We start from the raw sequence: 26,357 nt of genomic DNA, 5'->3' as shown, positions 1-26,357 counted from the left end.
CCGGTCAGGTAAGCAAGCCGGATGCCGCCGTCCAGCCGGAATCTGCCGTCTGCGTCAGGCGCTGGGCGGCAAGCCGCGCCATGCGCAGGGTAACAGCCTTGCGCCGCGCCGCCGGCAACCGGTCTTCGGGCGCGTCCCTCAGGATCGCCCCGCCAAACGCATCTGCCACGATCAGACCCGTCTCGTCCGGAATGAGTTCCTGCGGAAAATCATTTGCCACGGCAAAGTAAAGCTGATCGCAGAACGGCATGTATTCCGGCCATTTGGAATCGGCGCGGAAGTCGGCAATCGATGATTTCACTTCAATCATCCATATCTCCCCGGACGGCCCGAGCGCCGCGATATCGGCCCGCCGATGGTTCGCCAGGCTGAGTTCGGTGACGCCAAAGAATCCCAGCCCGCCCAGCAAGCGCCGTGTGCCACGCACAATTTCCGCAGCCCGGGACTCCGGCAGGCCGGGATCTGTCAGAAGTGCCATGATCGCCTCTTCCTGTTCCCATAATGTTCCAGTTCCGACCGTAGGATCTGCAGCTGGCTCAGGTCAAGCCCGGCAGCCGCTCTCCAGAAAGTGATCAAAATCGGGAACGAATCTGATCCGGCGGGCGCTTCGGCCCGTAAAGACTGTGTTAGTTTGGCAACACGCCTCGTCGCGGAAGGAGATGATACGTCATGGCAAATGCCTACAGCTCCAGCGGACCGGCTGACCGGTCCTATGTCAAGAAAGCCATGAAGGCCCCGATGCTCGAGGCCGAACACGAGCTGGAACTTGCCCGGCGCTGGCGAGAGGAAGAAGACGAATCCGCCCTGCACGAACTGACCCGCGCCTATCTTCGGCTGGTCATCGCGATGGCATCCAAATTCCGCCATTACGGCCTGCCCATGCCGGATCTGGTGTCGGAGGGAAATGTTGGGCTGATGATGGCCGCTGCCCGGTTCGAGCCTGACCGCAAGGTGAGGTTCTCCACCTATGCCAGCTGGTGGATCCGCTCCTCGATTCAGGATTTCGTGCTGCGCAACTGGTCGATCGTTCGCACAGGCACCACATCGTCCCAGAAATCCCTGTTCTTCAATCTGCGCCGCCTGCGCGCCCGGATCGATGATACGGGCGACGGGGTCATGACCCTGGAAAACCGCAAATGGATTGCCGAACATCTTGGCGTGCCGGAGCGCGACGTTGAAACAATGGCCTCGCGCCTGTCCGCATCCGACCGGTCGCTCAATGCGCCCATGGCCGTTGATGGCGATGGCGAATGGCAGGACCTGCTGCCGGACGAAACGGCGATGCCCGAACAGCAGGTGATGGAGGAACGGGATTCATCGCGCCGCAAGGAATGGATTGCCAATGCCCTGAAAGCGTTGAACCCGCGGGAAACCCATATCATCATGCAGCGGCGCCTGTGCGAGGATTCCGTGACGCTGGAAACCCTGGGACACGAACTCGGCATTTCGAAGGAACGCGTCCGCCAGATCGAGCACCAGGCGCTGGGCAAGCTGCGCCGGGCCCTGGAGCGGATCGTCGGTGACCCGGACGAGGCTGGCCTCCTGCCCGGCACCTAATCATCTGTCGACGGCAGGATTTCCAGATTCAGCGGATGGGTGATTTCCATCGCGGTCTCACGCACATATCCCCGGGCCAGAACATCTCGCCCCGGTGCCTGCTGGCATAGCGGCGCGGCCGCCGTCTGGACCTGAAGCCGCAACGGGGACTCTTCCAGAGACAGGTCGCAAACCGCCCCGAAACCATCAGACCCCTGCATTCCGGACACCTTGCCCTGCACAAGCTGGAAGCCGCCGAACGGTTCGGGCAGCCCCCGTGCAGACGGCACATAATAATGCGGTGTACGCCAGAGGCCTGTTCCCTGCTGGCGGGCCGTCTCCTCCAATGCCAGCAGGGGCGCGTTCGCCGCCGCCGTGTCCGGGTAGACCCGCACGCGCGCGCCGCCGCGGATGACCATTTCCGCATTCAGCCAATAATCCGGCCCCAGCGCATCAACCGTACGCGCATGCGCGAGCGCCCGGCCATACCGGTCTCGCGTGAGGCCGCCATAGTGCAGCTGGACATCCCGCCCCAGGGCCATGTCTTCGAGCATGCGCTTCGATTCGCGGAAATGGGGCTGGGCTTCCCGATCTCCATATGGACCGGACGGTGCCTCGATACCCACAAGACGCACACTCTGGCCGGTGTCGAGCACCAGCGTATCCCCATCGACCACGCGCACCACCCGGCCGCGTTCCCCGGCCTCGAGCCCGTCAAGCGGGCCGGCGTCGCTGCAGGCCGACAGGATGCCGAGACATGCCAGAACCATTCCGGCCCAGTTCTGCTTCGCAGGAAATCGACACCAAGACTGCATGCGGGCACGTTAGAACTGGCGAAAGAGGAGATAAAGCCGGTTTCAGCCCGTTTTCAGTCTCGCTTCGGAATCGAAGTGGCATCATGGTCGGATAGAGACACGTCGCGCGCCGGACGCGCCCGCCAGAACGACTGAACGATCCGGCCGCCCTCTGATCGTGGCGGCCCGCCGCAATCAGGAGCACCGCGGTCTCAAACCGCCCTAGTGTTCGTTCTGGGTCCCGACCAAATTGTCATAGTACCAATCGGAATCGCTTGCGATCGTGTCGTTGGTGATGTGAACCGTATAGTGCCGGCCGCAGGAACCGGGCGTTCCCCCAAAGCAATTCCAGGCACACCGGCGATAATGAGGCGTGTCATGCGTGTGATAGGAATACGGCACATTGACGTTCAGGCCTTCACCCTTGCCGATCCCCTTGAACTTGAAGTCGACAATCTGTCCTGTCGTGCCCCATTTGAAATCATAGGATTCGGACCCGCTGCGGGGTTCGAACGTATGTGTCTTGCAAACAAGGAGTTCCCCATCACCCTTCACCCCTGCGCATCCGCCAGCTTCCCAATGCGCCACGACCTTGTGATCGGAATCATTGTACACTTTGACCGTGACACATGCGTGCGCCACCGGCACCAGCTGCACGGCCGCGGCGACGAGGAGGCACTTCGGAAGCGACGGGAGAAATCTAGTGATGGCCATTGTGCGAACCATGTGTTCTCTCTTCCGTTGCTCTGGCTGCGGCCTCTTTCATTGCGTAGTCCAGAGACAGATCGATGAGTTTCTGGTTCGTGACATTGATTGAGTAGTGATGCCCACATGACGGGATGGTTGCCGCACCACATGCCCCGTCGGAAGATCCGCATTGCTGGTATTTGGGCGAGTGGTCCTTGTGGTAGGAATACGTCAACCGGACATGCTCTTCTTCGGCATGTTCGACCCCGTTGAATACAAAGGTTACAGCCTGAGCAGTCTTGCCCCAGGGAAATGTGTACGAATCCGGACCGCTGCGCGGTTCCATCCATCTCGAATGGCACACAAAGAACAACTCGTCATTTTTTTTCGGCACCCCTCCGCATCCGCCCGCTGTCCAGAATGCGTGGATCTTGTGATCGGAGTCGTTATAGACGCGGATGGTGGCACAGGCATGCGCGGCCGGACTGGCGGACAGGGCCAGCAGCGCAATTGCGGCAAGACGTGTCTTCATGGATCAACCCTCTGAAGCGGAAACACCATGTCCGCATCGTTGCGGCATCCCCTTGAATGTTCAAGCATACCGGGTGGCATCTACGTCTCGGAAATTTCGATGGGTTAAGACCGGTCAACCGAGCGGCTGTCGCCCACAATGTCACGGTCCCTGCTGATTGCACGCGACAGCCTGCCGGGCCTGCCCGCGGAACGTCAGGTCCGGTCCATGTTTCACCGTCTCAGACCGCACAGGGCGCCTTAACACTTCCATCGCTCAGGTGTTTGCCGCAGCCTGCAGCGGCCATGTCGGAAAGGGCGGGCCTGAAATCATTGGCGTCCCCGGCGCGATTCGAACGCGCGACCTACAGATTAGGAATCTGTTGCTCTATCCTGCTGAGCTACGGAGACGTGCGGTTTGAATAGCAGCGTCGGGATATGGTTGCAAAACAAGATCAAGCGGATGTTCGCAGGAACTGTTCCCTTTTCACTTAACCTTATCTGAAGATCGCCCCCCTATCCTCTCCCGAAGCGAAAAACGTTCAGGATATCAAGGGGACGGAATCCGGAATGAGCGACGACACACCGACCCTGTTCCGGTGCCCGCCGGACCAGAAAGCCTTTGCCAAGGTCTATGAATATGGCGACCAGGCCAGCCGCCTGATCATGCGCCATGGCACACCGCCTCTGCCCAACACATATGCGCTGATGTACGCCTATGTCGCCCGGTCCGACGAAAAGGTCGTCGTGGCGGTCGACGAAATGCTCGAACGCGGCGCGCTCTGCCAGTACGAGATCGACGAAGTCTACAATCTCCACCTCCGGCCCGCCGAAGAGGATCACAAGCGCGAGACAATCAATCGCGAAGTGGAGGAACACTTGTCGAGCCTGCTCGACCTGGTCGGATCCAGCGTTGAGAACAGCGACCAGTTCGAGAATGCGCTGCAACAGATCGCCCACGGATTGACGGAATCCGCCTCCTCCAGCCACCTGTCCAGCGCGCTGGCCCGGCTGCTGTCTGAAAACCGCCGGATGACCGATCAGAGCCGCCGCCTGCAAGAGGGGCTGCGGGAATCGAAGACACAGATCGAGCGCCTGCAGCAGGAACTGGAAATGGTGCGCAATGAAAGCCTGCGCGATCCACTGACGGCCACCTATAATCGGCGCGCATTCGATCTGAGACTGGATGCCGAGCTTGAAGCGGCCCAGAAAAACGGCACCCAGCTCTGTCTGGCCATCGCGGACCTCGATCATTTCAAACGGGTCAATGACAATTTCGGACACCGTGTGGGCGACGAGGTCCTGAAAGTGTTCGCGACCGTCATCTCCAACAATATCAAGGGTCAGGACCTGGCCGCCCGCTATGGCGGCGAGGAATTCGCGATCATCCTGCCCGCAACGGATTTGCCGGCTGCGACCCGCCTGATCGACCGGATACGCGAGCGTTTGCATGAGCGGCGGCTGGTGCTGAAGAATTCCAAGAAGCCGCTGGGCGCCATCTCCGCCTCTTTCGGCATTGCGCAATATGCGCCCGGCATGTCGGCCGCCGACCTGATCGAGCAGGCGGATCAGCGGCTCTATCTCGCCAAGGCGCAGGGCCGCAATCGCGTGAAGGCGGATGATACCGCGTCAGACGCAGCCTGATATCAGCGGCCGGACGCATCCCGGGCCAGTTGGTCTTCCGAGTTCAGGATCCGCTTCAAGGCTTCGCGTGCGAGATGCATCGGCCCGGCCAGGGCTGCGAGATCTGCCTGTACCCGGTCGATTTCCTGCAACAGGCGACGGGCATGCCCGTTCTGGCTGGCAAGCCGGAGCGCCTGGAAATCCGCTGTCGATGAATCCGCCTTGGCCAGTTCCTCCTGAAGGGCCTTGATTCGACTTTCGAACTGGCGCTGGCGCGCCTGCAGGACGGCCAGATCCTGCTCTGCCTTCTGGCGTTTGAGCGCAACAATGCGGGGAAGGACATCCTTTCGGCCGGCCATCAGCTGCCCCGTGTCTGTTTGCGAATACGGTCAACGAAGCTGATCGCGGCCGCGACCGCCGCAAAATGGTCTGGATGGATTTCCTCGTCAATGTCGACCAGGCGATAGATGGATCGCGTGGCGGGCGGATCGCGATAGATCGGCACATCGTTTTCCTGCGCCGTCTCGCGAATACGGGCGGCCAGATGATCGACACCCTTGGCCACGCAGACGGGCGCGCGTCCCCCCTCAGGATCCCATTTCAGCGCCACCGCATAATGTTCCGGGTTCACCATGACCACAGTTGCCGTCTTGACGTTCTGCATCATCTGGTTGCGGCTCATGCTGGCCGCCTTCTCTCGGCGCTTCTGCTTCAGCTGCGGGTCGCCCTCGCTCTGCTTCTGCTCCTTCTTCACTTCTTCCCGCGTCATCTTCAGCTTGTTGGCGTGCAATTGGCGCTGCAACGGCAGGTCGACCGCAGCCAGCGCGAACTGGAACGCGCCGAAGATCAGGAACAGTGTCAGCACTTGGGTAAAGGTGAAATTGAAGAACTGACCCAGTTCCACCGCGCTGCTGGCATAATAATGCTGCGCAAACCGGTAGAGGAACACCGCGGCCAGACCGCCGGCAAACAGCATCTTGGCCATGTCCTTGGCAAAATCGAGCAGACCCTTGGCGCCATACTTCTTCTTCAGATTCTCGACCGGGGATATCTTGTTGAACTCCGGCTTGATCTTCTTCATCGAGAAGGCGATCCCCTGCTGGATCACCAGCGTTGCCAGGACCATCACGACCAGAATCGCGAACAGTGGCAACAGGCTGACAAGCGTGCGCACCAGCGACGACCGCATGGCGCCGCCACCCTGGTCGAATATGTCTGTGGCATAGCTGTCGGCATGGTACATCATGGCCGAGAATTCGTTGAACATGGCCCCCGCCACCAAGGCACTGAACACGATGGCGGAAATGATCACGCCCGCGAACAGCGCAAATGTGTTGGCTTCCTTCGACTGGGGGATGTTGCCTTCGCGGCGCGCTTCACGGCGCCGCTGTTCGGTTGCCTCGAACTCCTTCTCGCCGCCACCAGACTGGTCTTCTGCCATGACCTACCTCACCACCATCCGACCGAGCCGGACACCCGATCCATCCAGACGATCAGCATGGTGGATACCGACAGGGCCAGCAAGACGAAACCTGCGCCGATCATGAAGGGCGCGCCGACAAAGGCCACCATCAGAGAGGGCAGCGCCTTGTTGATGAAGCCGAGCGAGATATTGTAAAGCAAATTGATCGCCACGAACGGCCAGGCGATCAGGACGGCGAACTTCACTGCATCGAAAATGCCATCGATCACGAAGGCCTGGTCAAACCGGGCCAGAGCTCCGACCGGTATGTCGCCATAGAGTTCTGCAAACCGGACAAATACGCTGACATGATAGTCGGCCGACAGCAGCAATACTGCTCCCGCCATGGCCAGAATGTTCGACACGACGGTCTGGGCCTCGGTTTCAAGCGCGATGCCCAGCATCTGGGACAGACCGATGGCCTGAGCGATATAGGCCCCCGCCGTGCTCAGTATCCAGATCGATGTCCGCAGCATCACGCCGAGCCCCAGCCCGATCATGGCCTCAGCGCCGGCAAGGCCGACAAATGTGCCGAGGGACAAGTCTCCCGGCGGCGGCACGACGCCAGAGGCGGCAAACAGGGTCGAGGCCACAAGCAGAAGCGCAAGACGCACCCGGACCGGCACGGTCTGGTCGCCAATCCCGGGCATCAGGAACACCACAAAGGTCAGGCGCGTGACCACCAGCATGAACAGCAGGATCCAGGCAGACAGCTGCGGCCCGAAAGGCAGCGCGTCCAGCATCACACCACGCCGACGATATACGGCTTGCTCTTGGAGCCGATCTCCTCATAGGCCAGCACCGCATTGCGCATGCCCTTGCTGGCCAGAACGGTCTGCAGGAAGCGGCGCCGACGGGAAGAGGTCGCGACGGATGCCACGACGCCCTTCTGGGCCATTTCATTCAGCTTGGCCTGAACGGCATTTGTCAGCTCCCCGAACATCTCCGGCGGCAACGCGATATCGGAACCACCGTCTTCGCGCGTGATTTCGTGTTCGTTGAATTTCTGTTCCCAATTGGTCGAGAGCTGAAGAAGTGGCAACCGGCCCTGTCCGTCCTGCAACCGGTCCACGATCTGGAATCCGAGCCTCTGGCGAACAAGCTCAACGATGCGCGACGGCGCACTCGCCTGGGCTTTCACTTCGGCAATCGTTTCAATGATCAGGAACAGGTTCCGGATGGAAACCCGTTCTTCCAGCAGCAGCCGCAACACCGACAGGAGCAATTCCGGGCTGACCTTGCCGGGAATGTATTCGTCGAGGAAACGCCGGTTTGCAGCGGCCCGGTCGCTGTCGCTGATATGGGTCAGCGCATCCAGCGTATCCAGCATGACAAGACGCGTGAAGACGAGGGTGAAATTGGCCTGAATGACTTCCAGCATGTGCGTGGCGAGCACTTCGGTCGGCTCCACTGCGGGAATGCCTGCGGCGGCCAGCTCCTGCTTCTTTGTGCTGGGCAGCCAGCGCGCGGCGGCCTTGTAGACCGGCTCCTTGACCTTTTCACCCTGGAGATGCGGCAGCTGGTTGTCCTCCATCAGGGCCAGCAGGGAACCGGGCCGGACAAGGCCGGTATCGACGCGAACTCCCTGGATGCGGATGCGGTATTCATTCTTGGTCAGGGTCGGATTGTCCGTCATGCGGATGGAAGGCAGGACAAAGCCATATTCCTCGGCAATGTAGCGCCGGATCTTGTCGATACGGCTTTCGAAGCCGCCTGCCCCCTGCAGCACCATGCCGACCAGATCGGGCGCCACTTCAAGATGGATTTCGTCGGAATGGATCGAGTCGCCAATGACCAGGCTGGTCTCGGGCGCTTCGAGCTCTTCCGTCTCGGCCTGCTCGGCCTTCTCCCGTTCGCGGCTGCGAATGTAGAAGGAGGCGGTTGCGAAGGCCGCCGCCGCCAGCATGAACGGGATGAAGGGCAAGCCCGGGAACAGGGCGAACGCGGCAAGAATGCCGGCAACGATCATCAGGGAGGTCGCATTGCCGCCGAGCTGCGCGCCAAGCGCCAGGTCGATCGCGCCGTCTTCCCGTCCCTTGGCCAGAAGCAGGGCGGCAGAGACGGACACGATGACGGCCGGGATCTGCGATACAAGGCCGTCTCCGACTGTCAGAATGGAATAATTGCTGAGCGCCTGACCAAAACTGAGGCCATGCGCCACGATGCCGAAGCCGATGCCCGCAACGAGGTTCAGGGCCGTGATCAGCAGGCCGGCAATGGCGTCGCCCTTGACGAATTTCGAGGCACCGTCCAGCGATCCGAGAAACGAGGCTTCTTCCTGTTCCTTCTGGCGGCGATTGCGGGCTTCCTCATGGCTGATGGCCCCGACGGCAAGATCGGAGTCGATGGCCATCTGCTTGCCGGGCATCGCATCCAGCGCAAACCGGGCGCCGACTTCGGCCATCCGGCCGGCACCCTTTGTGATGACCATGAAGTTCACGATGACCAGAACGGCAAAAACCACCAGGCCGACAAACAGGTTGCCGCCCATGATGAACATGGCGAACCCTTCGATCACCCCGCCAGCGGCATCCGTTCCGGTATGTCCCTCACTGATGATCAGCTTTGTTGAGGACACATTCAGCGCCAGCCGCAGGACAAGGCTCGCAAGAAGCACGCTCGGGAATGACGAGAAGTCGAGGGGTTTCTCGATGAAGATGCTGGTCGTGAAGATCAGGATCGCAAAGGCAAACGAGGCGGTCAGGCCGACATCCATGACCCAGGCCGGCACCGGCAGAACCATGACGAGGATGACCATCATGAGGCCGATCGCAATGACGGCGGTCGGCTTGGACAAGTCAAAGAATCGGGATGTCGGCATGTCGGCCCTAGCGCGCGATAAGTGGGAGAACGGTATTGTTGAAGAAGTCGAGACAGATCCGTGTCATGTAGCCAAGCGTCATGAAGAACACGACGACCACGGCCAGGATCTTGGGCACGAAGGTCAGGGTCATTTCCTGGATGGATGTCAGCGCCTGCAACAGACCAATGACGAAACCAAGCACCAGCGTGACCGCCAGAATGGGAAGCGCCATCATGGCCGCCGCCCAGAGTGCGCCGCGCAGGACTTCAAAGATGGCGAGTTCGGTCATGCTGGCACGTACCCGTCAGACCGGCATCCGCAACAATTCCTGATAGGCTTCCACAACCTTGTCGCGGACCGTGACGGCTGCGTCGAGCACCAGTTCTGCCTGCGCCAGCGCCTCCACCATCGCATGCGGATCCGCGCCGGATACGGCCGTCTGCATTGCGGCCTGCTCGGCTTCCTGCAATGCGGCCTTGAACGTAGAGAACCCCTCCGCAACCGGAGAGGCTTCCGTGGCGCCCTTGGCCGGTGTTTCCGGGGTCTGGGTCGGCTTTACCGCGCCGAGCGCCGCATACGCACTGAAATTCACGTTGGACATTCTGCCCCCCTGTTAGCGCCTGAGGATATCGAGAAGAGACTGGTACATGCTCCGCGCCTGGCGGAAGGAATTCAGATTGGCCTCATAACTGCGATTGGCTTCGCGCATGTCGGCCATTTCGGTCACGAGGGACACGTTCGACGAGGTGACATACCCCTCCCCGTCCGCCATCGGGCTGGCCGGGTCGTATCTGCGCTCGCCTTCGGTCTCGTCCAGTTCCACACGCGTAGCGATGAACGCATCGGCCGCTGTGGGCGCCTGTTCGACCATCAGCACCTTGCGCCGGTAGCCCGGCGTGTCCGCATTTGAAACGTTTTGAGACGTGATGTCGATGCGCCGGGACTGAAGCTGCATGCCCGACACCGCCTGCATCATTGTGGCCTTCAGAGGATCCATGCCTTACCCTTTCTTGCCAATGGCTGTGCGCAACAGGTCGAGTGACTTCGTATAGACCGACAGGGCCAGTTCGTGCTGGCTCTGGGCGTCCGCTGCCCGGTACATTTCCAGTTCCAGATTGACCGAATTGCCGTTCGGCGACGTGTCCGCCGGGATCTCGGTCGAGCGGAACGCTGCGGCGTCCGTGCCGACCGTTCCGGTGGCTACGGCCCGCTGGAGATAATCCTGAAACGCTTCGACCTGGGTCGCCTTGTACCCGGGATCGTTGGCATGCGCGATATTGGTGGCGGAAACCTTCTGAGTCTCGGCCGCGTGCCTGGCCATCGCGCTGTAGACACTGAGGACGTCCAGATTGAGAATCGACACGGAATCACTCCTAGTTAACGCTTTGGAAGAATTGCCGGTCTAATTTGAAGAAATGGTTAATGAATGAGCGGGATCTGTTTACTTGTTGCACGCAGCACCGAATTTTCCTGACCGGCTGTACCGCGTCTGGGGCACCGTCACGGACGTCGCGCCCGGCCTGATCCAAATTGCCGGCATCAGCGGGTTTTCCCGGCTGGGGAATGAGGTGCGCGTCCAGACCCGGCTGGGTGAGGTTCAGGGCGAAGTGCTGGCCGTGTCAGGCGAGCATGTGAAGGCCATGATGTATGGCGATTCCGGCGATATCCGCATCGGCGACCGCGTCCATCTCGAACAGGAAGCCGATGTCGAGCCGGGGGATCACTGGCTTGGCAGGATCGTCGACTATCGAGGCACGATCCAGGGAACGGCGAAGAATGCCGCCGCCCCGAACACCCGGAAACGGCCTTTGAAAGCAGCGCCGCCAGAGAATACGGCGCGGAAGGGCCTCGGGGACAGGCTGCCAACAGGCTGGATGATCACCGACACCATCCTGCCAATCTGCCGCGGCCAGCGACTGGGCCTGTTCGCGGGGTCCGGGGTTGGCAAGTCGACCTTTCTCGGATCCATGGCGGGGGGCGTACAGGCGGACCGGGTGGTCATCGCCCTGATCGGTGAGCGTAGCCGCGAGGTGAACGAGTTCGTCCACAAGACCCTGCCCAAGGATGTCCAGGCGCGCACCGTCATTGTGGCTGCCACGGCAAACGATCCGCCCGGCGCCAAGAAGCGCGCAGCCCTCTGCGCCATCGCAGCCGCAGAACACTTTCGCGACGAAGGACACCAGGTCCTGTTCCTGTTCGACTCGATTACGCGATTTGCCGAAGCGCACCGGGAAGTGGCACTGGCCGCTGGCGAAACCCCTGCCCTGCACGCCTTTCCACCCTCCACCGTGCGCGCGATTGCCGAAATTGCCGAACGGACCGGGCCGGGCACGGCGCAGCAAGGGGACATCACGGCGATCTTCTCCGTGCTGGTCGCCGGATCGGACATGGAAGAGCCCGTGGCCGACATGGTGCGCGGTGTGCTTGACGGCCACATCATCCTGTCCCGCGAGATATCAGAGCGCGGCCGATATCCAGCCATTGACGTGTTGCGCAGTGTTTCCCGCTGTCTGCCGGACGCAGCGGCGCCGGAGGAGAACGGCCTGATCCGGGAATACCGGCGGACGCTCGCCCTCTATGAAGAGATTGCCCCGATGCTGAGGGCAAACCTGTATGAACGGGGACATGACGCGGAAGGCGACCGGGCGATCGACCTGTTTCCTCATCTGGACGCGTTTGTGGCGGGACCAAATCCCGGCGGCATTCCGCAAGCTTTCGGACATCTGGATAGCCTGCTCCATCCCGACGTGACGCCGGTTCCGGTCAAATCCTAGCTGGACAGGATGCTGAGGAACAGGTTCTGGCTGGCCGTGGCCCCAAAGCCAGCGGCGTTGTTCAGCAGTGTCAGAGCCACCGAACCTGACGAAAGCGACGACTGACCACTCTCGATCATGTCCATCGTATGGAACCGCTGGATCGCCTTGTCCACGACCTCCGGCTTGGTGACGTCTGACACGCTACTGATCGAGAAGACGCTGAGCATCCGCTCCTTCAGAATCTTTGCCTGAAGGTCCAGATCGAGACTGTTGAAATCATCCGGCAGATTGAGCGCCGTTTCCAGAACCGTCCGGACAGGCACATCCCCGAGCAGACGGTACAGATTGGCCGTCTCGCTCGATTCCGCGCGAACGAGTTCGCCGATCTTGGCCTGAAAGTTCAGGCTCAGTTTCATATTGTTGTCGACATCACCGACAGCGCTGCGGAAGGACGCCAACTCGAATTGGTCACCGAGCGTGGCAATTGTATCTGCCGAGAGCGAGACCTTGCCATCCTGTAGGGCGAAGGCATTCGCGAAATTTGTGTAGGCTGTATTGTTCAGGCGCGTCAGGAAGGTGCTGTCAGGGTCCGCCCGTTCCTCCATGACGTGGCGGATGAAACCGCCTTTCCATTCTTCCCCGCCCAGATCGAATGCCGTCAGTGAAATGCGCAGAAGCCGCGTGTCGGACAGAAAGTCTTCCATCGTGATCGGGGAAGACATCTTCTGCTCGAAATAGTCACGGTCATTCTTGACGCTGGCCGAGTCCGCATAGTTCTCGATCTGCTTGTCCAGGGTGGATTCTAGGAACTTCCACCCATTGTAACCGGTCAAGGGAATGACGGGCTGATATGACATGTCAGGCCACCCGGGCCTCAGCAGTATAGGACGCCTTGGTGTGCGCGACTTTCAGAAGTTCGGCCTCAATGGCAATGATGCCGCGCAAGTGACAGAGCGCAGAATAGAAATTGCCACGCCCCAGCATGGATTTCAGGACATTCATCAGCTTGCGATCAATCGTTTCGAAGACATCTTCGAGACGCGTGCACTCTTCGAGGATCGCCGGCAGGACGTCGTCCTCCTTGAGGTCTCCGGTGATAATGAGCTGGATGGCATAGTAGACACGCTTGGCAGGAGAATCGACTTCATCCGGCTTCATCGCATCCCGGCAACGCAGGATTCGTGCATCATCGTCCACCACGCGGATCGTGGACGGCTTGTCGCCATTCTCGAGGAGGGCACCATTGACCACGAAACGTTCGCCCGCTGCCAGTTTGAGGACCAGACCCGACATTATTCAGCCGCCACGCTTGCAGGGGACGGAATATTGCCCGCCAGGCCCTGCATGATGATTTCGTTGATTTCGACCAGCTCGGCGATTTCGGCCTTGCGGGACAGTACATTGTAGCTGATACGACGAACGGATTCGGACAAAGCGACAAGGTTGCGCTTCAGGTTCGGATCCAGCTGATTGGCATCGCTCATCAGATCCGTTGCCAGGATTTGCCAGAGCTTGAGGTTGCGGTCGATGGCGTCGCCCCAGACCGCCGGTGAGGGCATCTCATCCTGATCTACGGATTTAAGAGCCTGTGTGATCTCATCGAAGAGGGCGTACTCAATCTGCCCATTATTTGCAGTCCGGCTCGTTACTTCACCATACGCCTTGTAAGCCAGTTGTTGCATGTACCCTCTCTAGCAGGTCAAGTAGGTGGACCCAGGCACCTGTCAGCGCCTGGGTCCGGTTAGGATTATCTGAACAGCGACAGAAGCGTCTGCGGGTTCGAGTTCGCAATCGACAGCGCCTGGACGCCGAGCTGCTGCTGAACCTGCAGGGCCTGAAGCTTGGCGGAAGCCGCCTCGATGTCTGCGTCGACCATGGCGCCGATACCGGACGTCATGGAGTCGATGAGTGTCTGAACGAACTCGCCCTGACCTTCGATCTGCGTCTGTGCGGAACCGAATGCGGTCGCGGCATTGATTGCCGTGTCGAGCAGGTCCTCAATCGTGTTCAGAGCGGTCGTTGCGTCTGCAGACGTTGCGACGCTGAGATCAGCGATTGCGCCAAGTCCGCCAGCAGCCACAGCTGCGTTCTGGGATGCGAGACCCGCAAGATTGACGTTCACGTCGCTACCATCAGCCTCGAGAGAGATCGTGGCCGCATCCGAGGTCGGATCAGCAGCGTCTGTCACGGTGACAACGAGGTCGGTCACACCGCCCGCATCGATCAGGGCTTTCAGGCCAGCCGCAACATCATTGTTGGTGTCGCCGTCGGCAGCCGTGTAGGTGTAGTCTGCGTCACCGACGTTGATCGTGAACGTATCGCCTTCAGAGATCGTTCCGCCGGCCAGCGTCACATCAACTGTGTCGCCATCGGAAATCACACTCTCGGTGGTTTCCGCAGCCAGGGCGGTTTCGTCAAAGGTCACGTTGCCACCACTGGCAGCCAGATTGATCGTTGCATCATCAGAGGACGGATCAGCACCCGGCGTCACGGTGACAGTCAGGTTGGCGATGGATCCTGCATCGATCAGAGTCTTCAGGCCAGCCGCCACATCATTGGACGTGTCGCCTTCCGAAGCCGTATAGGTGTAGGCGGAACCGCCGACATTGATCGTGAACTCGTCACCGGCATTCACCGTACCGGCGTCGACCGTGATGTCAGCATCGTTGCCATCGTTGATGGTGCCGCTCTGAGCGGTCGACAGGAAGCCCGCGTCACCGCTGGACAGGTCCACAGTGGAGTCCGTGGCAGAATCGGCCGTGGAAACATAACCGGCGTCCGAGGCAGCCTTGTCGGCTGCGTCAACTGCTGCGTTCGTCTGCAGGTCCTGACGGTTGACCGTGATCGACGTCGCCGTCACGGAGCCGTCGGACCCACGGTCCAGGGAAGCGAGGATGCTGATGCTCTCGGTACCCTGCAGCAGGTTCTGGCCGTTGAACTGGGCTGCATTGACGATGTTGCTGATCGCGGTGCGCTTGGCGTCGATATCCGTCTGGATCTTGGCGCGGTCATCGGCGTTCAGGTCTTCCTGAGCAGACACGATCAGGTTTTTCATATCCTGAAGCAGTTCGGTAACTTGCTCGGAAGCGGCACGCGCAACACCAACCGTCGAAGAACCCTTGTTCAGGGAGTCGGTGATCTGGTTGAAGCTGTCCACGTCGGTCGACATGACCGTCGAGATAGCCCAGATGGCTGCGTTGTCTTTTGCGGTGGCAACTTTCTTGCCGGTAGAAATCTCGGACTGGACCGTCTCGAGGTTGCTGTTGATTCCGCGCAGAGTCTGCAGCGCAACCATCGCACTATTGTTTGTCAGAATGCTGGACATTTGAATGTACCCCTAATTCGTCAGGCGCGCGCTGAACGCGGCCTAGGTTCGATCTTACGTCGTCCTGACGTCGGGAAATCCCGCAACCCATCTTGGTCGCTGTAAGGAAGTAAACAGTACCCGTGTAAAATCAGTTAACTGTCACACCTTCTTCTGATAATTGCCTGTGGCCTTAGTGAACGGGGTCTGGAGTCCATTGGCCTGATAGGCCCCGACATAAGCATCCTGTGTTGCTCCGCTTACACGTTCGGTCAGCTTCCGCAGGCCCTGCTGCACGGCTCCGAAATGCTGTGCGTTTTCCTGCGCTGCCCGGATAATCCGCTTCAGGCGCGGACCGATTTCCGGGCCGCTGGGCGTTGCAGGCCCCTCCCGCATTAACCGATCCAGTGCCTGCATGGCGTCGGCCTTCTCGGCAGTCAGTTCGGCGATCACGTGCACCTGGCCCATGGCGAGGCATTGGCGTTCTGCCGCCAGCACCTGTTCAAGACGATCCATGGTCTGATCGAATGCTTGTGGATTATTCATCGTCGCCTCCTTCCATGGAAACCTGGGCGGTCCTGTCGTTCAGGCCCGTCGCGTCGAGGCCCAGCGGGTGGGACCGCGCAAGGTCTTCCGCTATGGATTCAATGATCATTCGGGAGAAGGCCGAGGCTGCCTGGCCGCCGGATTTGGTGAACGCCTCTTCAAGGCCGGTGTGAGCCAGCATTTCCGCCCAGAGCAACTGTTCGAATCTCTGGTTGATGTCTGCCGCATCCGGCCCGGCAGAAAAAGACTTCGCGGTGTTTGCGGTCAACTGCTGCGCAGGTGACATGACCGGCCCTTGAACAATCGACATTCCCGTTCTCCAGCTTGCCGTGACACAGTCGAAGAAACCGCGTCTGCTTAAATCTTATTTTACCAGTGGTGGGGCTAGTAGGGTTAAAAGAAAGCTAAGCCGGGTTAACCAATGTCATCCTTTCTGATTACGGACTTTTTGCGCCCCACTGGTTCCGGAGACCAGAATTCGGGGGCGGCAATCCCGTCTGACGGTGACTCTGCAGAGGCATTCCTGAAACAATTCAACCTTCAGGCCCTGCTGGGCGATCCAGAATCGGCTTCCGGCAATGCGGATGGCCTCGCGCAGGAGACACAAGGCCAAACGGAAGACGTGCGGGCAGCCATCCTGGCACTCGCAAATGGCGACCTCGAACTCACCGAGGCAAACCTGGAAGCGGCACAAGGCCTCCTGAATGAGGGTGCGCCCCTGACCGACATAGTTCAGCGGCTGATGGACGATGCGGACACGCCCGGCGAAGCTGAGGCTTTTCCGGCCATCATGACAGGCGCGCCGGCTCAGGCTTCCAGTGTTCCTGAGGAAACTTCTCCCCTTCCGGAAGCGGACGTGGCCACCGTGGACACCGGTGAATTGCTTGCAAAGCAGACACCATCGGGCCCGGTTGAACAGACCCCCGAACAACAGGACCGTCAGACCGTTGCGGCCACCGAAACAGTCGGCGGCGCTGCGCGCGTTCAATCCGGCGAGGCCGAGCTTGAGACCCGTTCCATCGATCCGGCCGCTCCTGTCGATACTACAGACGCGGAATCCACCACGCCCAATCGCATTATGGAGTTCGCAGGCAACGCCCTTGCTCGTGACACGGACATGCCGGTTTCCCAGCCACCCCGAACGAACAAGGTGGACGCTACCCTGCGCACCGAAACTGAATTGCCCCGTACGGAGACATCGAGCGACCTGATCGGTAGAACGACAGATGCGAAGAACGTGACCGCCACAGGCTTCCAGACCGCATCCGTCAGTGCGGAGCTCGCATCTGGCGGCGATGCCGCGTCATCGCCCGTGCTTTTGACTGGCGCGGCGCCCGCTTCCGGCACGCCAGCCGCACAAAACGTATCGCCCCAACTGCCTGCTCCGGCCAATCCGCTTCTGACCCCGGCCAACTATGTGGCGGCCCCAAGCGACATTCCCACGATTGTCGCGCAATCCCTGTCTTCGGATGAGTTGCACAATCGCGTCCATGTCCAACTGGATTCGCCGGAACTCGGCCGGGTATCGCTTGAGTTCAAGTTCGACTCGCAAGGCTTGCAGCATGTCGTCGTAACGGCCGACTCTGCCGACGCGATACGGCGCATTCGCGCATTTCATCCCGAACTGGTGTCGGTTCTGGAACAGCATGGGCTCTCCGGAAACGAAATGACCTTCCGGGAACAGGCCTCCGGCCAGAATGCCGCCGACTGGCGCGCACAGGGCCTGCCTGAACCGGAAGAAGATGCCGAGATTGCAGCCTCTGCACCCACCTCCCCCGCAACATCTGCGGCCCGCACCGGCACCACCGGTCTGGATATCCGCATCTAGGAGCCCGCTTCATGAGCACTGTCACCTCCGCCACCGCAGCGCAAAGCACCACGCAAGCCGCATCATCGGCTGCTACTCAGCAATTCGGAGAAGAGTTCAACAATTTCATCCAGTTGCTGACCGCTCAGGTAAAGAATCAGGACCCGCTTGCGCCGATGGATTCCACTCAATTCGTGGAACAGCTCGCAACTTTCTCCTCGCTGGAGCAACAGGTGAATACGAATTCCAGCCTGGGCAGCATCGCCTCCCTGATCGGCGATCTGCACACCATGTTCGCCAGTGAGTGGCTGGGCGAGACGGTGACAGTTGAGTCGTCCTGGGTCCCCTATTCCGGATCCGAGGTGCAATACCTTACCAATACGCCCACAGATGCGGACCACGCCTATCTTACAGTGCGGGACCCTGAGGGAGAAATTGTCTGGACCGAAGAACTCGATCTCGAAAGCGCCGTCCATACCTGGAACGGCCAGACAAACTCCGGCGAAGCCGCCTCCACCGATACCGTCTTCGAGTTCAACATCGATTTCTATCGGGGGACAGAATATATCGGGCTGGGCGCACCGCAGATCATTACGACGATCACCGATGTGGCCAGCGAGGACGGCGTGCTGCGGTTTGGCACCTCGTCCCATCTCACGGCTGACCTCTACAGCGTCAGCAAGTATGACGCATCATAGGCTCAACATTTCTGGCAATTTTAGAACGTCAGGCGCCCTCTAGAGGTCCTGTCTGGCCATGTCGAGTATGAGGACGTTCCGGATACCTTCCGGCACCTCATTCTGCAGATTCGCAAGGATCATCGATCGCAGAGTCTCGTAGTTTTCGACATCGGTAATCGAATTCAGTGTGCGGCCGCCGCTGCTGAGTTTCACGAGCGTGGTCATGATATTGTCCCGCAGCACTGGCTCCTTCGAGAACAGTTCCGAGGAGATTGCCGTATCCACTTCCAGATTCAGGTTGAGAATAACCAGGCTCTGCACCCGGTCGTCCTCGATCATCGGAACGACGAACTCCCGCGAGAATTTGTAATAGGTCACGTCCTCGGCATCGCCGCTGCCATGCTTGTCGGTCTTCCCGTGCGCCTTTTCCTTCTTCTTTTTTTCCGGCTTCGCCTCGCCATGGGAATCAGATTTTTCCGCCGCCGCATGACTGGTCTCGCCAGATCCCGATTTCAGGAAATGAGCCGCCCCTCCTCCGAGAACGATGGCAAGTATGGCAACAAGAGACGGAATAATCTGTTTCATGACTGTTTCCTAGAAGGGGACGATCCAGTCGAGGGCCTTCTGACCAGCCCTGCGCTGCGGGACCGACGTCGCATCACCGCTGTTTAGGTAGGAAATCTGCGCATCCGCGATCTTCTCGTAGGTGACTGTGTTCGTACGGGTGATGTCCTGCGCACGGATTACGCCACTGATCGTCAAGAGCCGGACTTCATTGCTGACACGTGTCTGCTGGTAGCCCTGAATTACAAGATTCCCGTTTGGCTCCATGGCGACCACCCGCGCCGCTAAAGTGAACGCAATCGTCTCGGCCCGGTTCATCGCTCCGCTGCCATCAAGGGCGGATCCGCGGCTGTAGTCCACGCCCGGCGACAGGGTCGCTCCGCCCGGAAGCACGCCATTGGCCCATTCCGGCAGGCCGAACAGGGCATCCACATTGACCTCACCGCTGCTGTTGCGATTGCGGGACAGAGAGCTCTGAAGACTCGCGCGGTCATCCATCTCGACAACCACGGTCAGCAGGTCCCCCACGGCCTTTGCCCGGCGCATGCTGAGCAAGGCATTCGGCGCGGTCGTCCAGAGCGAGGCAGTTTCCGATGGGGCCGGCTCCACATGGGGTTCGAACTGGAACGGTTGAACCGGTGCCTGCTCGGCGAGATTGACCGGCGCATCAACCGGCATGGACGCACAGGCCGTGACGCCCAGCGCAGCAAATGAGATTGTCAGGAACGTCTTCATTGAACGAGCACCCATCCTTCTGACTGAACCTCGCCACTCACGATCTTCTTCGAGCTGAGGTTCAGGATTGAAATAGTTTCGCCAGCAGTCGCCTCTCCCATGGCTCGACCGGTCGTGGTGATCTCCAGCGCGCCGCTGACAAACTTCACCGTGACAAGCTGATTGCGCCGAACCAGTCGCGCAGGCCGCGTGTCGTCCAGTGTCAGTTCCTGACCGACATAGACGGTTCGCCGCACTTCGCGTCCGATGAGAGGGTTGTCGGCGTCGACCATATCCCCCGCCTCTGTGGAAATGTTCGCGGCCGTCACCGTATCTCCGGCACGGATCACCTCTTTTGCCACCAGCGAGGACGCGCCCATCAACTGGACGGTCAGGCCGAGACTGAACGCAATCAACGGGCCCATTCTGTTACCTCACGCGGGTTGTGGCAGCGAGCATTTCATCTGCCGCCGTGATGACTTTGGAGTTCAGCTCGTAGCCACGCTGAGCTTCGATGAGGTCGGAAATTTCCTGAACAACATCGACACCGGATTCTTCAAGGAACCCTTGCTGGATAAGGCCCATCCCTTCTGTGCCCGGGACAAGCTGGTTTGGCGGCCCGGACGCTTCCGTCTCGCGGAACAGGTTGTCGCCCATTGCCTCCAGACCCTTCTCGTTGATAAAGCGGACAAGCGAGATGTTACCGATCGGCTGTCCGTCAGTCTCGTCGTCGAAATAGGCAACGACCTCACCGTCCCGGCTGATTGCGATGCTGCGTGCATCTTCCGGGATGACCAGACCGTCCGCCAGGGGATAGCCTTCCATGGTCACGATCTCTCCCTCGGCGCTGCGGTTGAGCTTGCCGTCACGCGTGTAGGCTGACTCGCCGGATGGCAGTGTGATCTCAAAGAACCCGGTGCCGTCGATGGCGAGGTCCAGTTCCGCGCCCGTCTGGCGCAGGCCGCCTTGCGTGATCTCCATCGAGACGGAGGACGCCTTCACACCCGTACCGAGCTGGATGCCGGCAGGAACCACAGTTCCGACCTGGGACGTGATCGTTCCCGGCGTCAGGTGCTGTTGATACATGAGGTCCGAGAATTCTGCCGTACGCGGCCGGTAAGCGGCAGTACTCATGTTCGCGATATTGTTGGAGATAACCTCAACGCGTAGCTGCTGAGCGGCCATCCCTGTCGCAGCAATCTGCAATGACTTCATTTCATTCCCCTCAGATTAATCCGGCTCTACAGCTGGCGCATTGTCTTGATCATCTGGCTGATCCGCTCATCTTCCTTTTCGATGAGACTCTGGCCGGCCTCATAGGCCCGCTGCACTTCGATCAACCGCGAAACTTCCAGGATGGACGACACATTTGACTGCTCGAGTGTCCCCTGGATCACATTGGGTTCTTCCACCGGCTGGTAGCCTTGTGGGGCGGCAAACATGGTCCCGCCTTCCTGGCTCAACTGGCCATCAGCCGTAACAATGCCAATCTGACCAAAGATTTCTTCCCCCGACGAGACTGTACCGTCCGGCGCTATGGATACCTGGGTGACTTCCTGCGGGATCGCAATCGCTCCGCCGCCTGCCCCCTGCACCTGGTTTCCAAACGCATCCACAAGGTTGCCGTCAGCGGACAACTGGAACGCGCCAGCCCGGGTCAGACGCTCTCCTGCTGGCGTATCGAGAACAAAGAATCCATCGCCATGAATGGCCAGGTCAAACTGTCCGCCCGTATGTTTCATGCCGCCTTGGGACAAGTCGAAATTGTGGCCTGCAAGACTGCCCATCGAGACGCCGTCCGTCCCGTTGCCGGCTGCAGCAACGTGTTCGGCAAAGATGGCATGATTGGATTTGTACCCGGTCGTGCTGGCGTTTGCGACATTGTTCGCAATCACCTGCATTTCCCGCAGCAACCCGTCCTGACGGGTCAGTGTCGCATAAATGGCATTCGACATCAGGGCGCCTCCATGAGGGTTTCGTCCAGAAGAGCGCTGATCTTCTGCAAGCTTTCTGGAATGTCTTTCAGGGCAATGGTCCGGGGAGCCGGCGTGGAGCTGTGCTTGCGCAGGGTCAGAACACGATCGATCCGGGGACGAATGGCCTCGTCCGTCACCTTTGCGGCCGCAGCATAGACTTTTTCCGGCAGAACCCAGTTGCCATATGCTGCGTCGCATTCAATCAGGTCCGCGAGGGTCTGCGCGTCGAGCGCAACCTTGCCGGCAATCCGGTCGAGCCAGGCAGTGTCCTGTGTCATGATTGCGCTCATGGCGGCCAATCGCATGACTTGCTGGTTATCCTGCGCCACCCCGGACATGTCGCGCAACGCGGCAACATCGTACATCCGAAAGGCAAGCGCGGCCCGGTCTGCCAACAATTCTGCATCGCGGCGCACATCGGGGACAAGGATTTCGGCCACATTCGACAGGCCGAGCGTCACGGCAACGTCGGTGGCCGAATTCAGCACTGTGTCCCTGTCCGGGTCACTGCTCAACAAGTGGCGATTGAGCACTGCCGCGCTCATGGCAGCAACATTGGCCAATCGGTCTTCCGCCTCGAAATCCTTCTCAAGGCGCGCAACAAGCTGGGACGCGAGCAAGGTCTGCGTCTCCTGTTCCTGGAGAGCCGGCAAGGCCGACAGGCGCGCAATCGTTTCATAGTCGGCTAGACTACCGGGACCGTTCAACATGGCGTTCAGGCTGGCCCGGACATCTGCGCCGCGCGACAGGCTCTGGACGGTGTCCATCATGTCGACCACCATGTCTTCGCGGACCGTCGCATCAACGTCGAATCCATGGCGCACGAGCACGGCAGCCGCCTCACGCCCCAGTTCCGGGCTGTTCAGGAATTTGCGCAGCGCTTGGTCACGGTGGGCGCTGCCTCCGCGCATGTCGAGCACAGCCCGACTGAAGCCGAGTTGCGGAAACCGCTGAACATCTTCCGCGGTGAAGTCCGCCATGATCTTTTCCGCGATCAGAACGCGCTCCATCCGGTCGAGCGCCGGAACCGCGATAGCGGCCGAACGCACTTTCAACCGGAACGGCAGCCGACGGAAATCCATGAGATTGTCGTCCAACCGGTCGGCGCCCTCGGCATCCGCGGTGGACAGCCGGGCAAGCGCCGTCCAGACCTCTCCCCCGGCAACACAATCGGAACCATCTTCGAACGCCTGAATGTCCACAACGCGGCCATCCTCGAGAAAGCTGGACAGCTTGGTCAGGAAGCGACTGGTCTGATCCGTCTCCTCGGCCAGTTCGAGGCGCGCTTCCGCGTACAGACCGATTGAGATCAATGCGAGTGCGCGCTCGTCTGCGGGCAATGCCTCCCCGCCGGTACTACGGCTCGCGCGCCAGACCAGAAAGTCTTCATATGTCTCGAAATGTGCAAACTGCTGCAAGTCCAGCGCACTGTCGGCCCCGCACCCGTCAACCGACGGGATGTCCGTATCGATTGATGGAACCGGAATATCCGCTTCTTCCGCATCGAGCCTTCCGCGAATCTTCTGAACCGGCTGCTGCCGGGTGGGAGTCAGCAGGCCCTCGCCAATGGCATCATCAACGAAATCCCGGAAGTCCTCGGAAAGCCGATCCGCGTCTCTGGCCTCCACTCCCTCCTCCGACGGTACCTGCGCATATGCTGCGCCGCTGACGGCAAGCGCCAGCGCCATGAGAAAGGGGAGCCGAGCTTGCGTCACGCGACCTGTTTCAACCCCCGAATGGCTTCCTCGACCTCGTTGAATGAAGGCCGGACACGGGTTGGCGCATGGCGGCGCGCAACCTCAACACAGATATTGACCGGGTTCTTGTGGAGGTTCGACACCAGCACTTCGCCGATCATCGAATAGAAATTGTGTTCTTCGACCCGGATATGTTTCACGCGCGCAGCAAAGGGGCCAACAATCCCGTAGGCCAGAAACACACCAAGAAAGGTTCCGACCAGCGCGCCGCCAATCATGCCGCCCAGAATTTCCGGAGGCTTGTCGATGGAGGACATTGTCTTGATCACGCCCAGAACGGCCGCGACGATTCCGAGCGCAGGCAGGGCGTCCGCCATATTCTGCAGGGCGTGGGAACCGTGAAGCTTTTCCTCGAGCAGGCTGTCCAGCTGCTTCTCCAGAAGCTCTTCGACCTGATGCACATTATCAAAGTTCATGATCATCGAGCGGATCGTGTCGCAGATCATCTCGACGGCCCGCTTGTCCTTCTGGATCTTCGGGTAGCGCGCAAAGATTTCCGATTCTTCCGGGGCTTCGATGTGGGCTTCGATGTCGACTGGGTTCTTTTTCAGCACATTGAGCAATTCGTGCATCAGGCAGAGCAGGTCCTGATAGTCTGCCTTCTTCCATTTCGGCCCCTTGAAGGCCGCGACGATGTCTTCGAAAGCGTGCTTGATGGTCGTGATGTCATTGGCAGCGAGGAAGGCGCCTGTTGCCGCGCCTCCAATCATCATCATCTCGAATGGAAGCGCATGGGTAATGATATCCATGTGCCCTCCAGCGAGGATGTACCCGCCGAAGACCATGACGACTGTGACCACCAGACCTGCTATTGCGTTCACTTAAAAGGCTCCTTCCATGCCTCGGCCGATACCGGGGCTGATTCAGATTTCCGCAATTTCCCGAATGACATCTTCCGGAACGGGTGTGCGCAGTTTCAGCGCCCTGAACCCTTTCCAAGCTCCTAATTCCCCCTGGCTGATCGGCAGTGACCCGCTGACCGTGCCTGCGCTGAGGTGCAGCCTGTCCATTTTCGCGCCAGGCAGGGCAATGACCTGCCCGATCTCAAGTCTTGAACAAGCGCCGATGGTCATCGGCAGCGTGTCCAGCACGGCATCGAGGACAACGGCCGTATCGCGCACACGCTTTCTCAGCACATCATGACCGCCGGAATCGGACGTGACCGTCTTCTCTGCTTTGGTCTGCAGGGTTCGGACCGCGCTTTTCACGTCCTGCATCTTCACCAGAAGCTGTACTTCGGGGGCGTCTCCACCCCCTTCTATCAGCCAGCTGTCCTCGCCCCCGTCTCCGCCAAGCGTGTATGTCAGGCAAAGATAGCCAGTTTCATTCTCGAGTGCGTCAGCAGTCGCATTGAACTCGACGAGCTGGAGCGGCGCCGCCTGCGCGGCATCTTTGGAGAATGCCAGCGACACCCTTTTCCAGAGCGCGCGAGCGGCATGCTCCGACATCAGCCGAAGGAATAGTTCCGGTGCATTCTTCAGGCTGGCGACATCCTGGCGCAGGCGTGTCGCAGCATATTTCCGGGCGCCCGGCGCGTTGATGGAAACGGCCGCCATTGCGCCTGCAGACTGGCCTGGCAGAATAAAAGCGAATGAGTCTCCAAATGCGGTTTCGAGATCCTTGTCGGCCAGGACCTTCCGTGACTGGAGGTGCGGATCACTGGCGACACCATAGACTTCGTGCGCCCACTGGCCGACAGATGCGGCCAGCATCAGCCAGAAAGGCTCACACTGTCGCACGGTAGGAGGAAGCCCTCCCCCTGCCCCGATTTTCTTTCGCAGCACAGAAGACACGATACGCCCACATATAGAATCCAGTTCCGTCTGGTAGGAATTCAGTAATTTGGTTGCTGAATGGTTACTGACACCGCCGCAAAACGGGAACCGGGATTAGCCTTGAATTGAGTATGGTCTGTTAGGACACAGGCTCACGAACTCCGGGGCAGGCTTTCCATGGGCGACCAATCGTCGACACAACCGATCATCATCAAGCGCAAGAAGGTTGTGCAGGGGGACGGCCACCATGGCGGGGCCTGGAAAGTTGCCTATGCCGACTTTGTCACGGCCATGATGGCGTTCTTCCTGCTCATGTGGCTTCTGAACGCCACCACGGAAGAACAGCGCAAGGGCATCGCCGACTATTTCAATCCCACGATTCCCGTCAGCCGGATATCCGGGGGCGGATCGGATGGCCTGAACGGCTCGTCCATGTTCACCGAGGAAACCTATGCCAAAATGGGCACGGGCGGAACACGCAACGTGACGGTGGATACGCCCGGCAATGCCGAAAGCCGGGCTGCCGATGCCAGCACACAGGAAGTGGCCGAGAACCTCAACAATCTGCGCGATGAACTGAGCCAGGATGCCAAACACCTGTCCGAACACCTGATGATCAAGATGTCTCCCGAGGGCATGGTACTGGAAGTGGTCGACTCCGACAGCTCTCCCCTGTTCGCCGTCGGCAGCAGCAATCCGACCCCGCTCCTGATGGAGTTGCTCACCTCCATTTCCGGTTCGCTGGGCACGTTCCAGAATGACCTGAAAATTGTTGGCCACACGGACAGCCTGCAATACCGGCAGGACAATGGCTACGATAACTGGAACCTGTCGACAGACCGCGCCAACACCATTCGCCGGCTTCTGCTGAGCCAGGGCCTGATGCCATCCCGGCTTCGCGAAGTGTCCGGCCGCGCTGACACGGATCCGCTGGCACCCGACAACCCGTCGGCTTCACAGAACCGGCGTATCTCGATCGTCATCCTGACCGATGCGGGCAAAGATGAACTAAGGTTATCCGCTTATTAAGGAATGCACTCCACTGATAGAGTACATCTGTCGT

32 protein-coding genes and 1 tRNA gene are annotated in these 26,357 nt (G+C 59.9%); 6 read left to right on the top strand and 27 right to left on the bottom strand.

Translation table 11 applies throughout. The features are described 5' to 3' along the window. Positions 1-4: 4 nt before the first annotated feature. A complete protein-coding gene (locus HF955_RS07280; RefSeq protein ID WP_291078879.1) occupies positions 5-478 on the bottom strand; it encodes an MmcB family DNA repair protein in 474 nt (157 codons plus the stop codon). A 191-nt stretch (positions 479-669) separates the two neighbouring features. On the opposite strand from HF955_RS07280, the gene HF955_RS07275 reads away from it, so the two are divergent. Then, positions 670-1,557 (top strand): RNA polymerase factor sigma-32, encoded by an 888-nt coding sequence (locus HF955_RS07275; RefSeq protein ID WP_027838142.1) that lies wholly within the window; start codon positions 670-672, stop codon positions 1,555-1,557. Here the strand turns inward: HF955_RS07275 and HF955_RS07270 are convergent. From HF955_RS07270 to HF955_RS07255, 4 genes are all read right to left on the bottom strand, one after another. Then, a complete protein-coding gene (locus tag HF955_RS07270) occupies positions 1,554-2,306 on the bottom strand; it encodes a thermonuclease family protein (protein WP_291078878.1) in 753 nt (250 codons plus the stop codon). The two genes, HF955_RS07275 and HF955_RS07270, sit on opposite strands and share 4 nt — an antisense overlap. Before the next feature lie 246 nt (positions 2,307-2,552). After that, complete coding sequence (locus HF955_RS07265) at positions 2,553-3,056, bottom strand: hypothetical protein (RefSeq protein ID WP_291078877.1); 504 nt, start codon at positions 3,054-3,056, stop codon at positions 2,553-2,555. Then, positions 3,031-3,549: a hypothetical protein gene (locus HF955_RS07260; RefSeq protein ID WP_291078876.1), complete on the bottom strand. Its 519-nt coding sequence runs from the start codon at positions 3,547-3,549 to the stop codon at positions 3,031-3,033. The genes HF955_RS07265 and HF955_RS07260 overlap by 26 nt, the downstream gene beginning before the upstream one ends. A 312-nt stretch (positions 3,550-3,861) precedes the next feature. Beyond that, positions 3,862-3,938 (bottom strand) — tRNA-Arg (locus tag HF955_RS07255). 159 nt (positions 3,939-4,097) lie between these two features. Here HF955_RS07255 and HF955_RS07250 point away from each other — a divergent pair. Then, on the top strand, positions 4,098-5,171 hold the full coding sequence (locus HF955_RS07250) for a GGDEF domain-containing protein (protein WP_291078875.1): 1,074 nt from the start codon (positions 4,098-4,100) through the stop codon (positions 5,169-5,171). A 2-nt stretch (positions 5,172-5,173) separates the two neighbouring features. Here the strand turns inward: HF955_RS07250 and HF955_RS07245 are convergent, their stop codons facing one another. From HF955_RS07245 to HF955_RS07210, 8 genes are all read right to left on the bottom strand, one after another. Next, on the bottom strand, positions 5,174-5,509 hold the full coding sequence (locus HF955_RS07245) for a hypothetical protein (RefSeq protein WP_291078874.1): 336 nt from the start codon (positions 5,507-5,509) through the stop codon (positions 5,174-5,176). Further along, positions 5,509-6,591, bottom strand: coding sequence for a flagellar biosynthesis protein FlhB (locus HF955_RS07240; protein ID WP_291078873.1), 1,083 nt, complete (start codon positions 6,589-6,591; stop codon positions 5,509-5,511). Before HF955_RS07240 ends, HF955_RS07245 begins: the two co-directional genes overlap by 1 nt. 8 nt (positions 6,592-6,599) lie before the next feature. After that, positions 6,600-7,355 carry a flagellar biosynthetic protein FliR gene (locus HF955_RS07235; RefSeq protein WP_027838149.1) on the bottom strand — a complete coding sequence of 252 codons (756 nt, stop codon included), beginning with the start codon at positions 7,353-7,355 and terminating at the stop codon, positions 6,600-6,602. Further along, positions 7,355-9,373 carry a flagellar biosynthesis protein FlhA gene (locus tag HF955_RS07230; RefSeq protein ID WP_367279779.1) on the bottom strand — a complete coding sequence of 673 codons (2,019 nt, stop codon included), beginning with the start codon at positions 9,371-9,373 and terminating at the stop codon, positions 7,355-7,357. Before HF955_RS07230 ends, HF955_RS07235 begins: the two co-directional genes overlap by 1 nt. Positions 9,374-9,440: 67 nt before the next feature. Further along, positions 9,441-9,704: a flagellar biosynthetic protein FliQ gene (locus HF955_RS07225; protein ID WP_027838151.1), complete on the bottom strand. Its 264-nt coding sequence runs from the start codon at positions 9,702-9,704 to the stop codon at positions 9,441-9,443. 15 nt (positions 9,705-9,719) lie between these two features. Further along, positions 9,720-10,016 (bottom strand): flagellar hook-basal body complex protein FliE, encoded by a 297-nt coding sequence (locus tag HF955_RS07220; protein ID WP_253065555.1) that lies wholly within the window; start codon positions 10,014-10,016, stop codon positions 9,720-9,722. 12 nt (positions 10,017-10,028) lie between these two features. Next, complete coding sequence (locus HF955_RS07215; RefSeq protein WP_027838153.1) at positions 10,029-10,412, bottom strand: flagellar basal body rod C-terminal domain-containing protein; 384 nt, start codon at positions 10,410-10,412, stop codon at positions 10,029-10,031. Between the two features lie 3 nt (positions 10,413-10,415). Further along, positions 10,416-10,778 (bottom strand): flagellar biosynthesis protein FlgB, encoded by a 363-nt coding sequence (locus tag HF955_RS07210; RefSeq protein ID WP_291078871.1) that lies wholly within the window; start codon positions 10,776-10,778, stop codon positions 10,416-10,418. A gap of 82 nt (positions 10,779-10,860) precedes the next feature. Here HF955_RS07210 and HF955_RS07205 point away from each other — a divergent pair, with 82 nt between their 5' ends. Continuing rightward, positions 10,861-12,189 carry a FliI/YscN family ATPase gene (locus HF955_RS07205; RefSeq protein WP_291078870.1) on the top strand — a complete coding sequence of 443 codons (1,329 nt, stop codon included), beginning with the start codon at positions 10,861-10,863 and terminating at the stop codon, positions 12,187-12,189. Here HF955_RS07205 and HF955_RS07200 read toward each other — a convergent pair. The 6 genes from HF955_RS07200 to HF955_RS07175 all read right to left on the bottom strand — a co-directional run bounded on the left by HF955_RS07200 (position 12,186) and on the right by HF955_RS07175 (position 16,331). Continuing rightward, positions 12,186-13,028 (bottom strand): DUF1217 domain-containing protein, encoded by an 843-nt coding sequence (locus tag HF955_RS07200; protein WP_253065513.1) that lies wholly within the window; start codon positions 13,026-13,028, stop codon positions 12,186-12,188. The genes HF955_RS07205 and HF955_RS07200 overlap by 4 nt on opposite strands. A 1-nt stretch (position 13,029) precedes the next feature. Further along, positions 13,030-13,464: a flagellar biosynthesis repressor FlbT gene (locus tag HF955_RS07195; RefSeq protein WP_291078869.1), complete on the bottom strand. Its 435-nt coding sequence runs from the start codon at positions 13,462-13,464 to the stop codon at positions 13,030-13,032. Beyond that, a complete protein-coding gene (locus tag HF955_RS07190; protein ID WP_291078868.1) occupies positions 13,464-13,853 on the bottom strand; it encodes a flagellar biosynthesis regulator FlaF in 390 nt (129 codons plus the stop codon). The genes HF955_RS07195 and HF955_RS07190 overlap by 1 nt, the downstream gene beginning before the upstream one ends. A gap of 65 nt (positions 13,854-13,918) precedes the next feature. Further along, on the bottom strand, positions 13,919-15,496 hold the full coding sequence (locus HF955_RS07185; protein WP_291078867.1) for a flagellin: 1,578 nt from the start codon (positions 15,494-15,496) through the stop codon (positions 13,919-13,921). Between the two features lie 141 nt (positions 15,497-15,637). Further along, on the bottom strand, positions 15,638-16,021 hold the full coding sequence (locus HF955_RS07180) for a hypothetical protein (RefSeq protein ID WP_291078866.1): 384 nt from the start codon (positions 16,019-16,021) through the stop codon (positions 15,638-15,640). Continuing rightward, on the bottom strand, positions 16,014-16,331 hold the full coding sequence (locus HF955_RS07175; RefSeq protein WP_291078865.1) for a hypothetical protein: 318 nt from the start codon (positions 16,329-16,331) through the stop codon (positions 16,014-16,016). Before HF955_RS07175 ends, HF955_RS07180 begins: the two co-directional genes overlap by 8 nt. 111 nt (positions 16,332-16,442) lie before the next feature. Between HF955_RS07175 and HF955_RS07170 the strand changes: the two genes are divergently transcribed. Further along, positions 16,443-17,849 (top strand): flagellar hook-length control protein FliK, encoded by a 1,407-nt coding sequence (locus HF955_RS07170; RefSeq protein ID WP_291078864.1) that lies wholly within the window; start codon positions 16,443-16,445, stop codon positions 17,847-17,849. A gap of 11 nt (positions 17,850-17,860) precedes the next feature. Continuing rightward, positions 17,861-18,526 carry a flagellar hook capping FlgD N-terminal domain-containing protein gene (locus HF955_RS07165; protein ID WP_291078863.1) on the top strand — a complete coding sequence of 222 codons (666 nt, stop codon included), beginning with the start codon at positions 17,861-17,863 and terminating at the stop codon, positions 18,524-18,526. A gap of 39 nt (positions 18,527-18,565) precedes the next feature. On the opposite strand, the gene HF955_RS07160 is transcribed toward HF955_RS07165, so the two are convergent. Genes HF955_RS07160 through HF955_RS07125 form a run of 8 tightly spaced genes read right to left on the bottom strand, consistent with a single transcriptional unit; the run spans position 18,566 to position 25,258 of the window. Beyond that, positions 18,566-19,093 carry a flagellar basal body-associated FliL family protein gene (locus HF955_RS07160; protein WP_291078862.1) on the bottom strand — a complete coding sequence of 176 codons (528 nt, stop codon included), beginning with the start codon at positions 19,091-19,093 and terminating at the stop codon, positions 18,566-18,568. A gap of 9 nt (positions 19,094-19,102) precedes the next feature. Next, positions 19,103-19,807, bottom strand: a complete 705-nt coding sequence (locus tag HF955_RS07155; RefSeq protein WP_291078861.1) for a flagellar basal body L-ring protein FlgH — start codon at positions 19,805-19,807, stop codon at positions 19,103-19,105. Further along, complete coding sequence (gene flgA, locus HF955_RS07150) at positions 19,804-20,211, bottom strand: flagellar basal body P-ring formation chaperone FlgA (protein WP_291078860.1); 408 nt, start codon at positions 20,209-20,211, stop codon at positions 19,804-19,806. The genes HF955_RS07155 and flgA overlap by 4 nt, the downstream gene beginning before the upstream one ends. A 4-nt stretch (positions 20,212-20,215) precedes the next feature. Further along, entirely contained in the window at positions 20,216-21,001 is a 786-nt protein-coding gene (gene flgG, locus HF955_RS07145) for a flagellar basal-body rod protein FlgG (protein ID WP_027838165.1), read from the bottom strand. Between the two features lie 26 nt (positions 21,002-21,027). Beyond that, positions 21,028-21,741, bottom strand: coding sequence for a flagellar hook-basal body complex protein (locus tag HF955_RS07140; protein ID WP_291078859.1), 714 nt, complete (start codon positions 21,739-21,741; stop codon positions 21,028-21,030). Then, positions 21,741-23,477, bottom strand: coding sequence for a hypothetical protein (locus tag HF955_RS07135; protein WP_291078858.1), 1,737 nt, complete (start codon positions 23,475-23,477; stop codon positions 21,741-21,743). Before HF955_RS07135 ends, HF955_RS07140 begins: the two co-directional genes overlap by 1 nt. Next, positions 23,474-24,340 (bottom strand): flagellar motor stator protein MotA, encoded by an 867-nt coding sequence (gene motA, locus HF955_RS07130; protein ID WP_027838168.1) that lies wholly within the window; start codon positions 24,338-24,340, stop codon positions 23,474-23,476. The genes HF955_RS07135 and motA overlap by 4 nt, the downstream gene beginning before the upstream one ends. 42 nt (positions 24,341-24,382) lie before the next feature. After that, positions 24,383-25,258, bottom strand: a complete 876-nt coding sequence (locus HF955_RS07125; RefSeq protein ID WP_291078857.1) for a FliM/FliN family flagellar motor switch protein — start codon at positions 25,256-25,258, stop codon at positions 24,383-24,385. A gap of 213 nt (positions 25,259-25,471) precedes the next feature. Between HF955_RS07125 and HF955_RS07120 the strand changes: the two genes are divergently transcribed. After that, positions 25,472-26,323 (top strand): flagellar motor protein MotB, encoded by an 852-nt coding sequence (locus HF955_RS07120; protein ID WP_291078856.1) that lies wholly within the window; start codon positions 25,472-25,474, stop codon positions 26,321-26,323. Positions 26,324-26,357 lie beyond the last annotated feature (34 nt).

Source organism: Hyphomonas sp. (assembly GCF_017792385.1).
Lineage (GTDB): Bacteria > Pseudomonadota > Alphaproteobacteria > Caulobacterales > Hyphomonadaceae > Hyphomonas.
Note: the sequence above shows the minus strand (reverse complement) of the source record. Positions and strands in the feature narration are given on the sequence as shown.

Bases quoted from the DNA above. Each gene is read 5' to 3' on its own strand.
- HF955_RS07280 (WP_291078879.1), bottom strand. From the start codon at position 478: ATGGCACTTCTGACAGATCCCGGCCTGCCGGAGTCCCGGGCTGCGGAA.
- HF955_RS07275 (WP_027838142.1), top strand. From the start codon at position 670: ATGGCAAATGCCTACAGCTCCAGCGGACCGGCTGACCGGTCCTATGTC.
- HF955_RS07270 (WP_291078878.1), bottom strand. From the start codon at position 2,306: ATGGTTCTGGCATGTCTCGGCATCCTGTCGGCCTGCAGCGACGCCGGC.
- HF955_RS07265 (WP_291078877.1), bottom strand. From the start codon at position 3,056: ATGGTTCGCACAATGGCCATCACTAGATTTCTCCCGTCGCTTCCGAAG.
- HF955_RS07260 (WP_291078876.1), bottom strand. From the start codon at position 3,549: ATGAAGACACGTCTTGCCGCAATTGCGCTGCTGGCCCTGTCCGCCAGT.
- HF955_RS07250 (WP_291078875.1), top strand. From the start codon at position 4,098: ATGAGCGACGACACACCGACCCTGTTCCGGTGCCCGCCGGACCAGAAA.
- HF955_RS07245 (WP_291078874.1), bottom strand. From the start codon at position 5,509: ATGGCCGGCCGAAAGGATGTCCTTCCCCGCATTGTTGCGCTCAAACGC.
- HF955_RS07240 (WP_291078873.1), bottom strand. From the start codon at position 6,591: ATGGCAGAAGACCAGTCTGGTGGCGGCGAGAAGGAGTTCGAGGCAACC.
- HF955_RS07235 (WP_027838149.1), bottom strand. From the start codon at position 7,355: ATGCTGGACGCGCTGCCTTTCGGGCCGCAGCTGTCTGCCTGGATCCTG.
- HF955_RS07230 (WP_367279779.1), bottom strand. From the start codon at position 9,373: ATGATGGTCATCCTCGTCATGGTTCTGCCGGTGCCGGCCTGGGTCATG.
- HF955_RS07225 (WP_027838151.1), bottom strand. From the start codon at position 9,704: ATGACCGAACTCGCCATCTTTGAAGTCCTGCGCGGCGCACTCTGGGCG.
- HF955_RS07220 (WP_253065555.1), bottom strand. From the start codon at position 10,016: ATGTCCAACGTGAATTTCAGTGCGTATGCGGCGCTCGGCGCGGTAAAG.
- HF955_RS07215 (WP_027838153.1), bottom strand. From the start codon at position 10,412: ATGGATCCTCTGAAGGCCACAATGATGCAGGCGGTGTCGGGCATGCAG.
- HF955_RS07200 (WP_253065513.1), bottom strand. From the start codon at position 13,028: ATGTCATATCAGCCCGTCATTCCCTTGACCGGTTACAATGGGTGGAAG.
- HF955_RS07195 (WP_291078869.1), bottom strand. From the start codon at position 13,464: ATGTCGGGTCTGGTCCTCAAACTGGCAGCGGGCGAACGTTTCGTGGTC.
- HF955_RS07190 (WP_291078868.1), bottom strand. From the start codon at position 13,853: ATGCAACAACTGGCTTACAAGGCGTATGGTGAAGTAACGAGCCGGACT.
- HF955_RS07185 (WP_291078867.1), bottom strand. From the start codon at position 15,496: ATGTCCAGCATTCTGACAAACAATAGTGCGATGGTTGCGCTGCAGACT.
- HF955_RS07180 (WP_291078866.1), bottom strand. From the start codon at position 16,021: ATGAATAATCCACAAGCATTCGATCAGACCATGGATCGTCTTGAACAG.
- HF955_RS07175 (WP_291078865.1), bottom strand. From the start codon at position 16,331: ATGTCGATTGTTCAAGGGCCGGTCATGTCACCTGCGCAGCAGTTGACC.
- HF955_RS07170 (WP_291078864.1), top strand. From the start codon at position 16,443: ATGTCATCCTTTCTGATTACGGACTTTTTGCGCCCCACTGGTTCCGGA.
- HF955_RS07165 (WP_291078863.1), top strand. From the start codon at position 17,861: ATGAGCACTGTCACCTCCGCCACCGCAGCGCAAAGCACCACGCAAGCC.
- HF955_RS07160 (WP_291078862.1), bottom strand. From the start codon at position 19,093: ATGAAACAGATTATTCCGTCTCTTGTTGCCATACTTGCCATCGTTCTC.
- HF955_RS07155 (WP_291078861.1), bottom strand. From the start codon at position 19,807: ATGAAGACGTTCCTGACAATCTCATTTGCTGCGCTGGGCGTCACGGCC.
- flgA (WP_291078860.1), bottom strand. From the start codon at position 20,211: ATGGGCCCGTTGATTGCGTTCAGTCTCGGCCTGACCGTCCAGTTGATG.
- flgG (WP_027838165.1), bottom strand. From the start codon at position 21,001: ATGAAGTCATTGCAGATTGCTGCGACAGGGATGGCCGCTCAGCAGCTA.
- HF955_RS07140 (WP_291078859.1), bottom strand. From the start codon at position 21,741: ATGTCGAATGCCATTTATGCGACACTGACCCGTCAGGACGGGTTGCTG.
- HF955_RS07120 (WP_291078856.1), top strand. From the start codon at position 25,472: ATGGGCGACCAATCGTCGACACAACCGATCATCATCAAGCGCAAGAAG.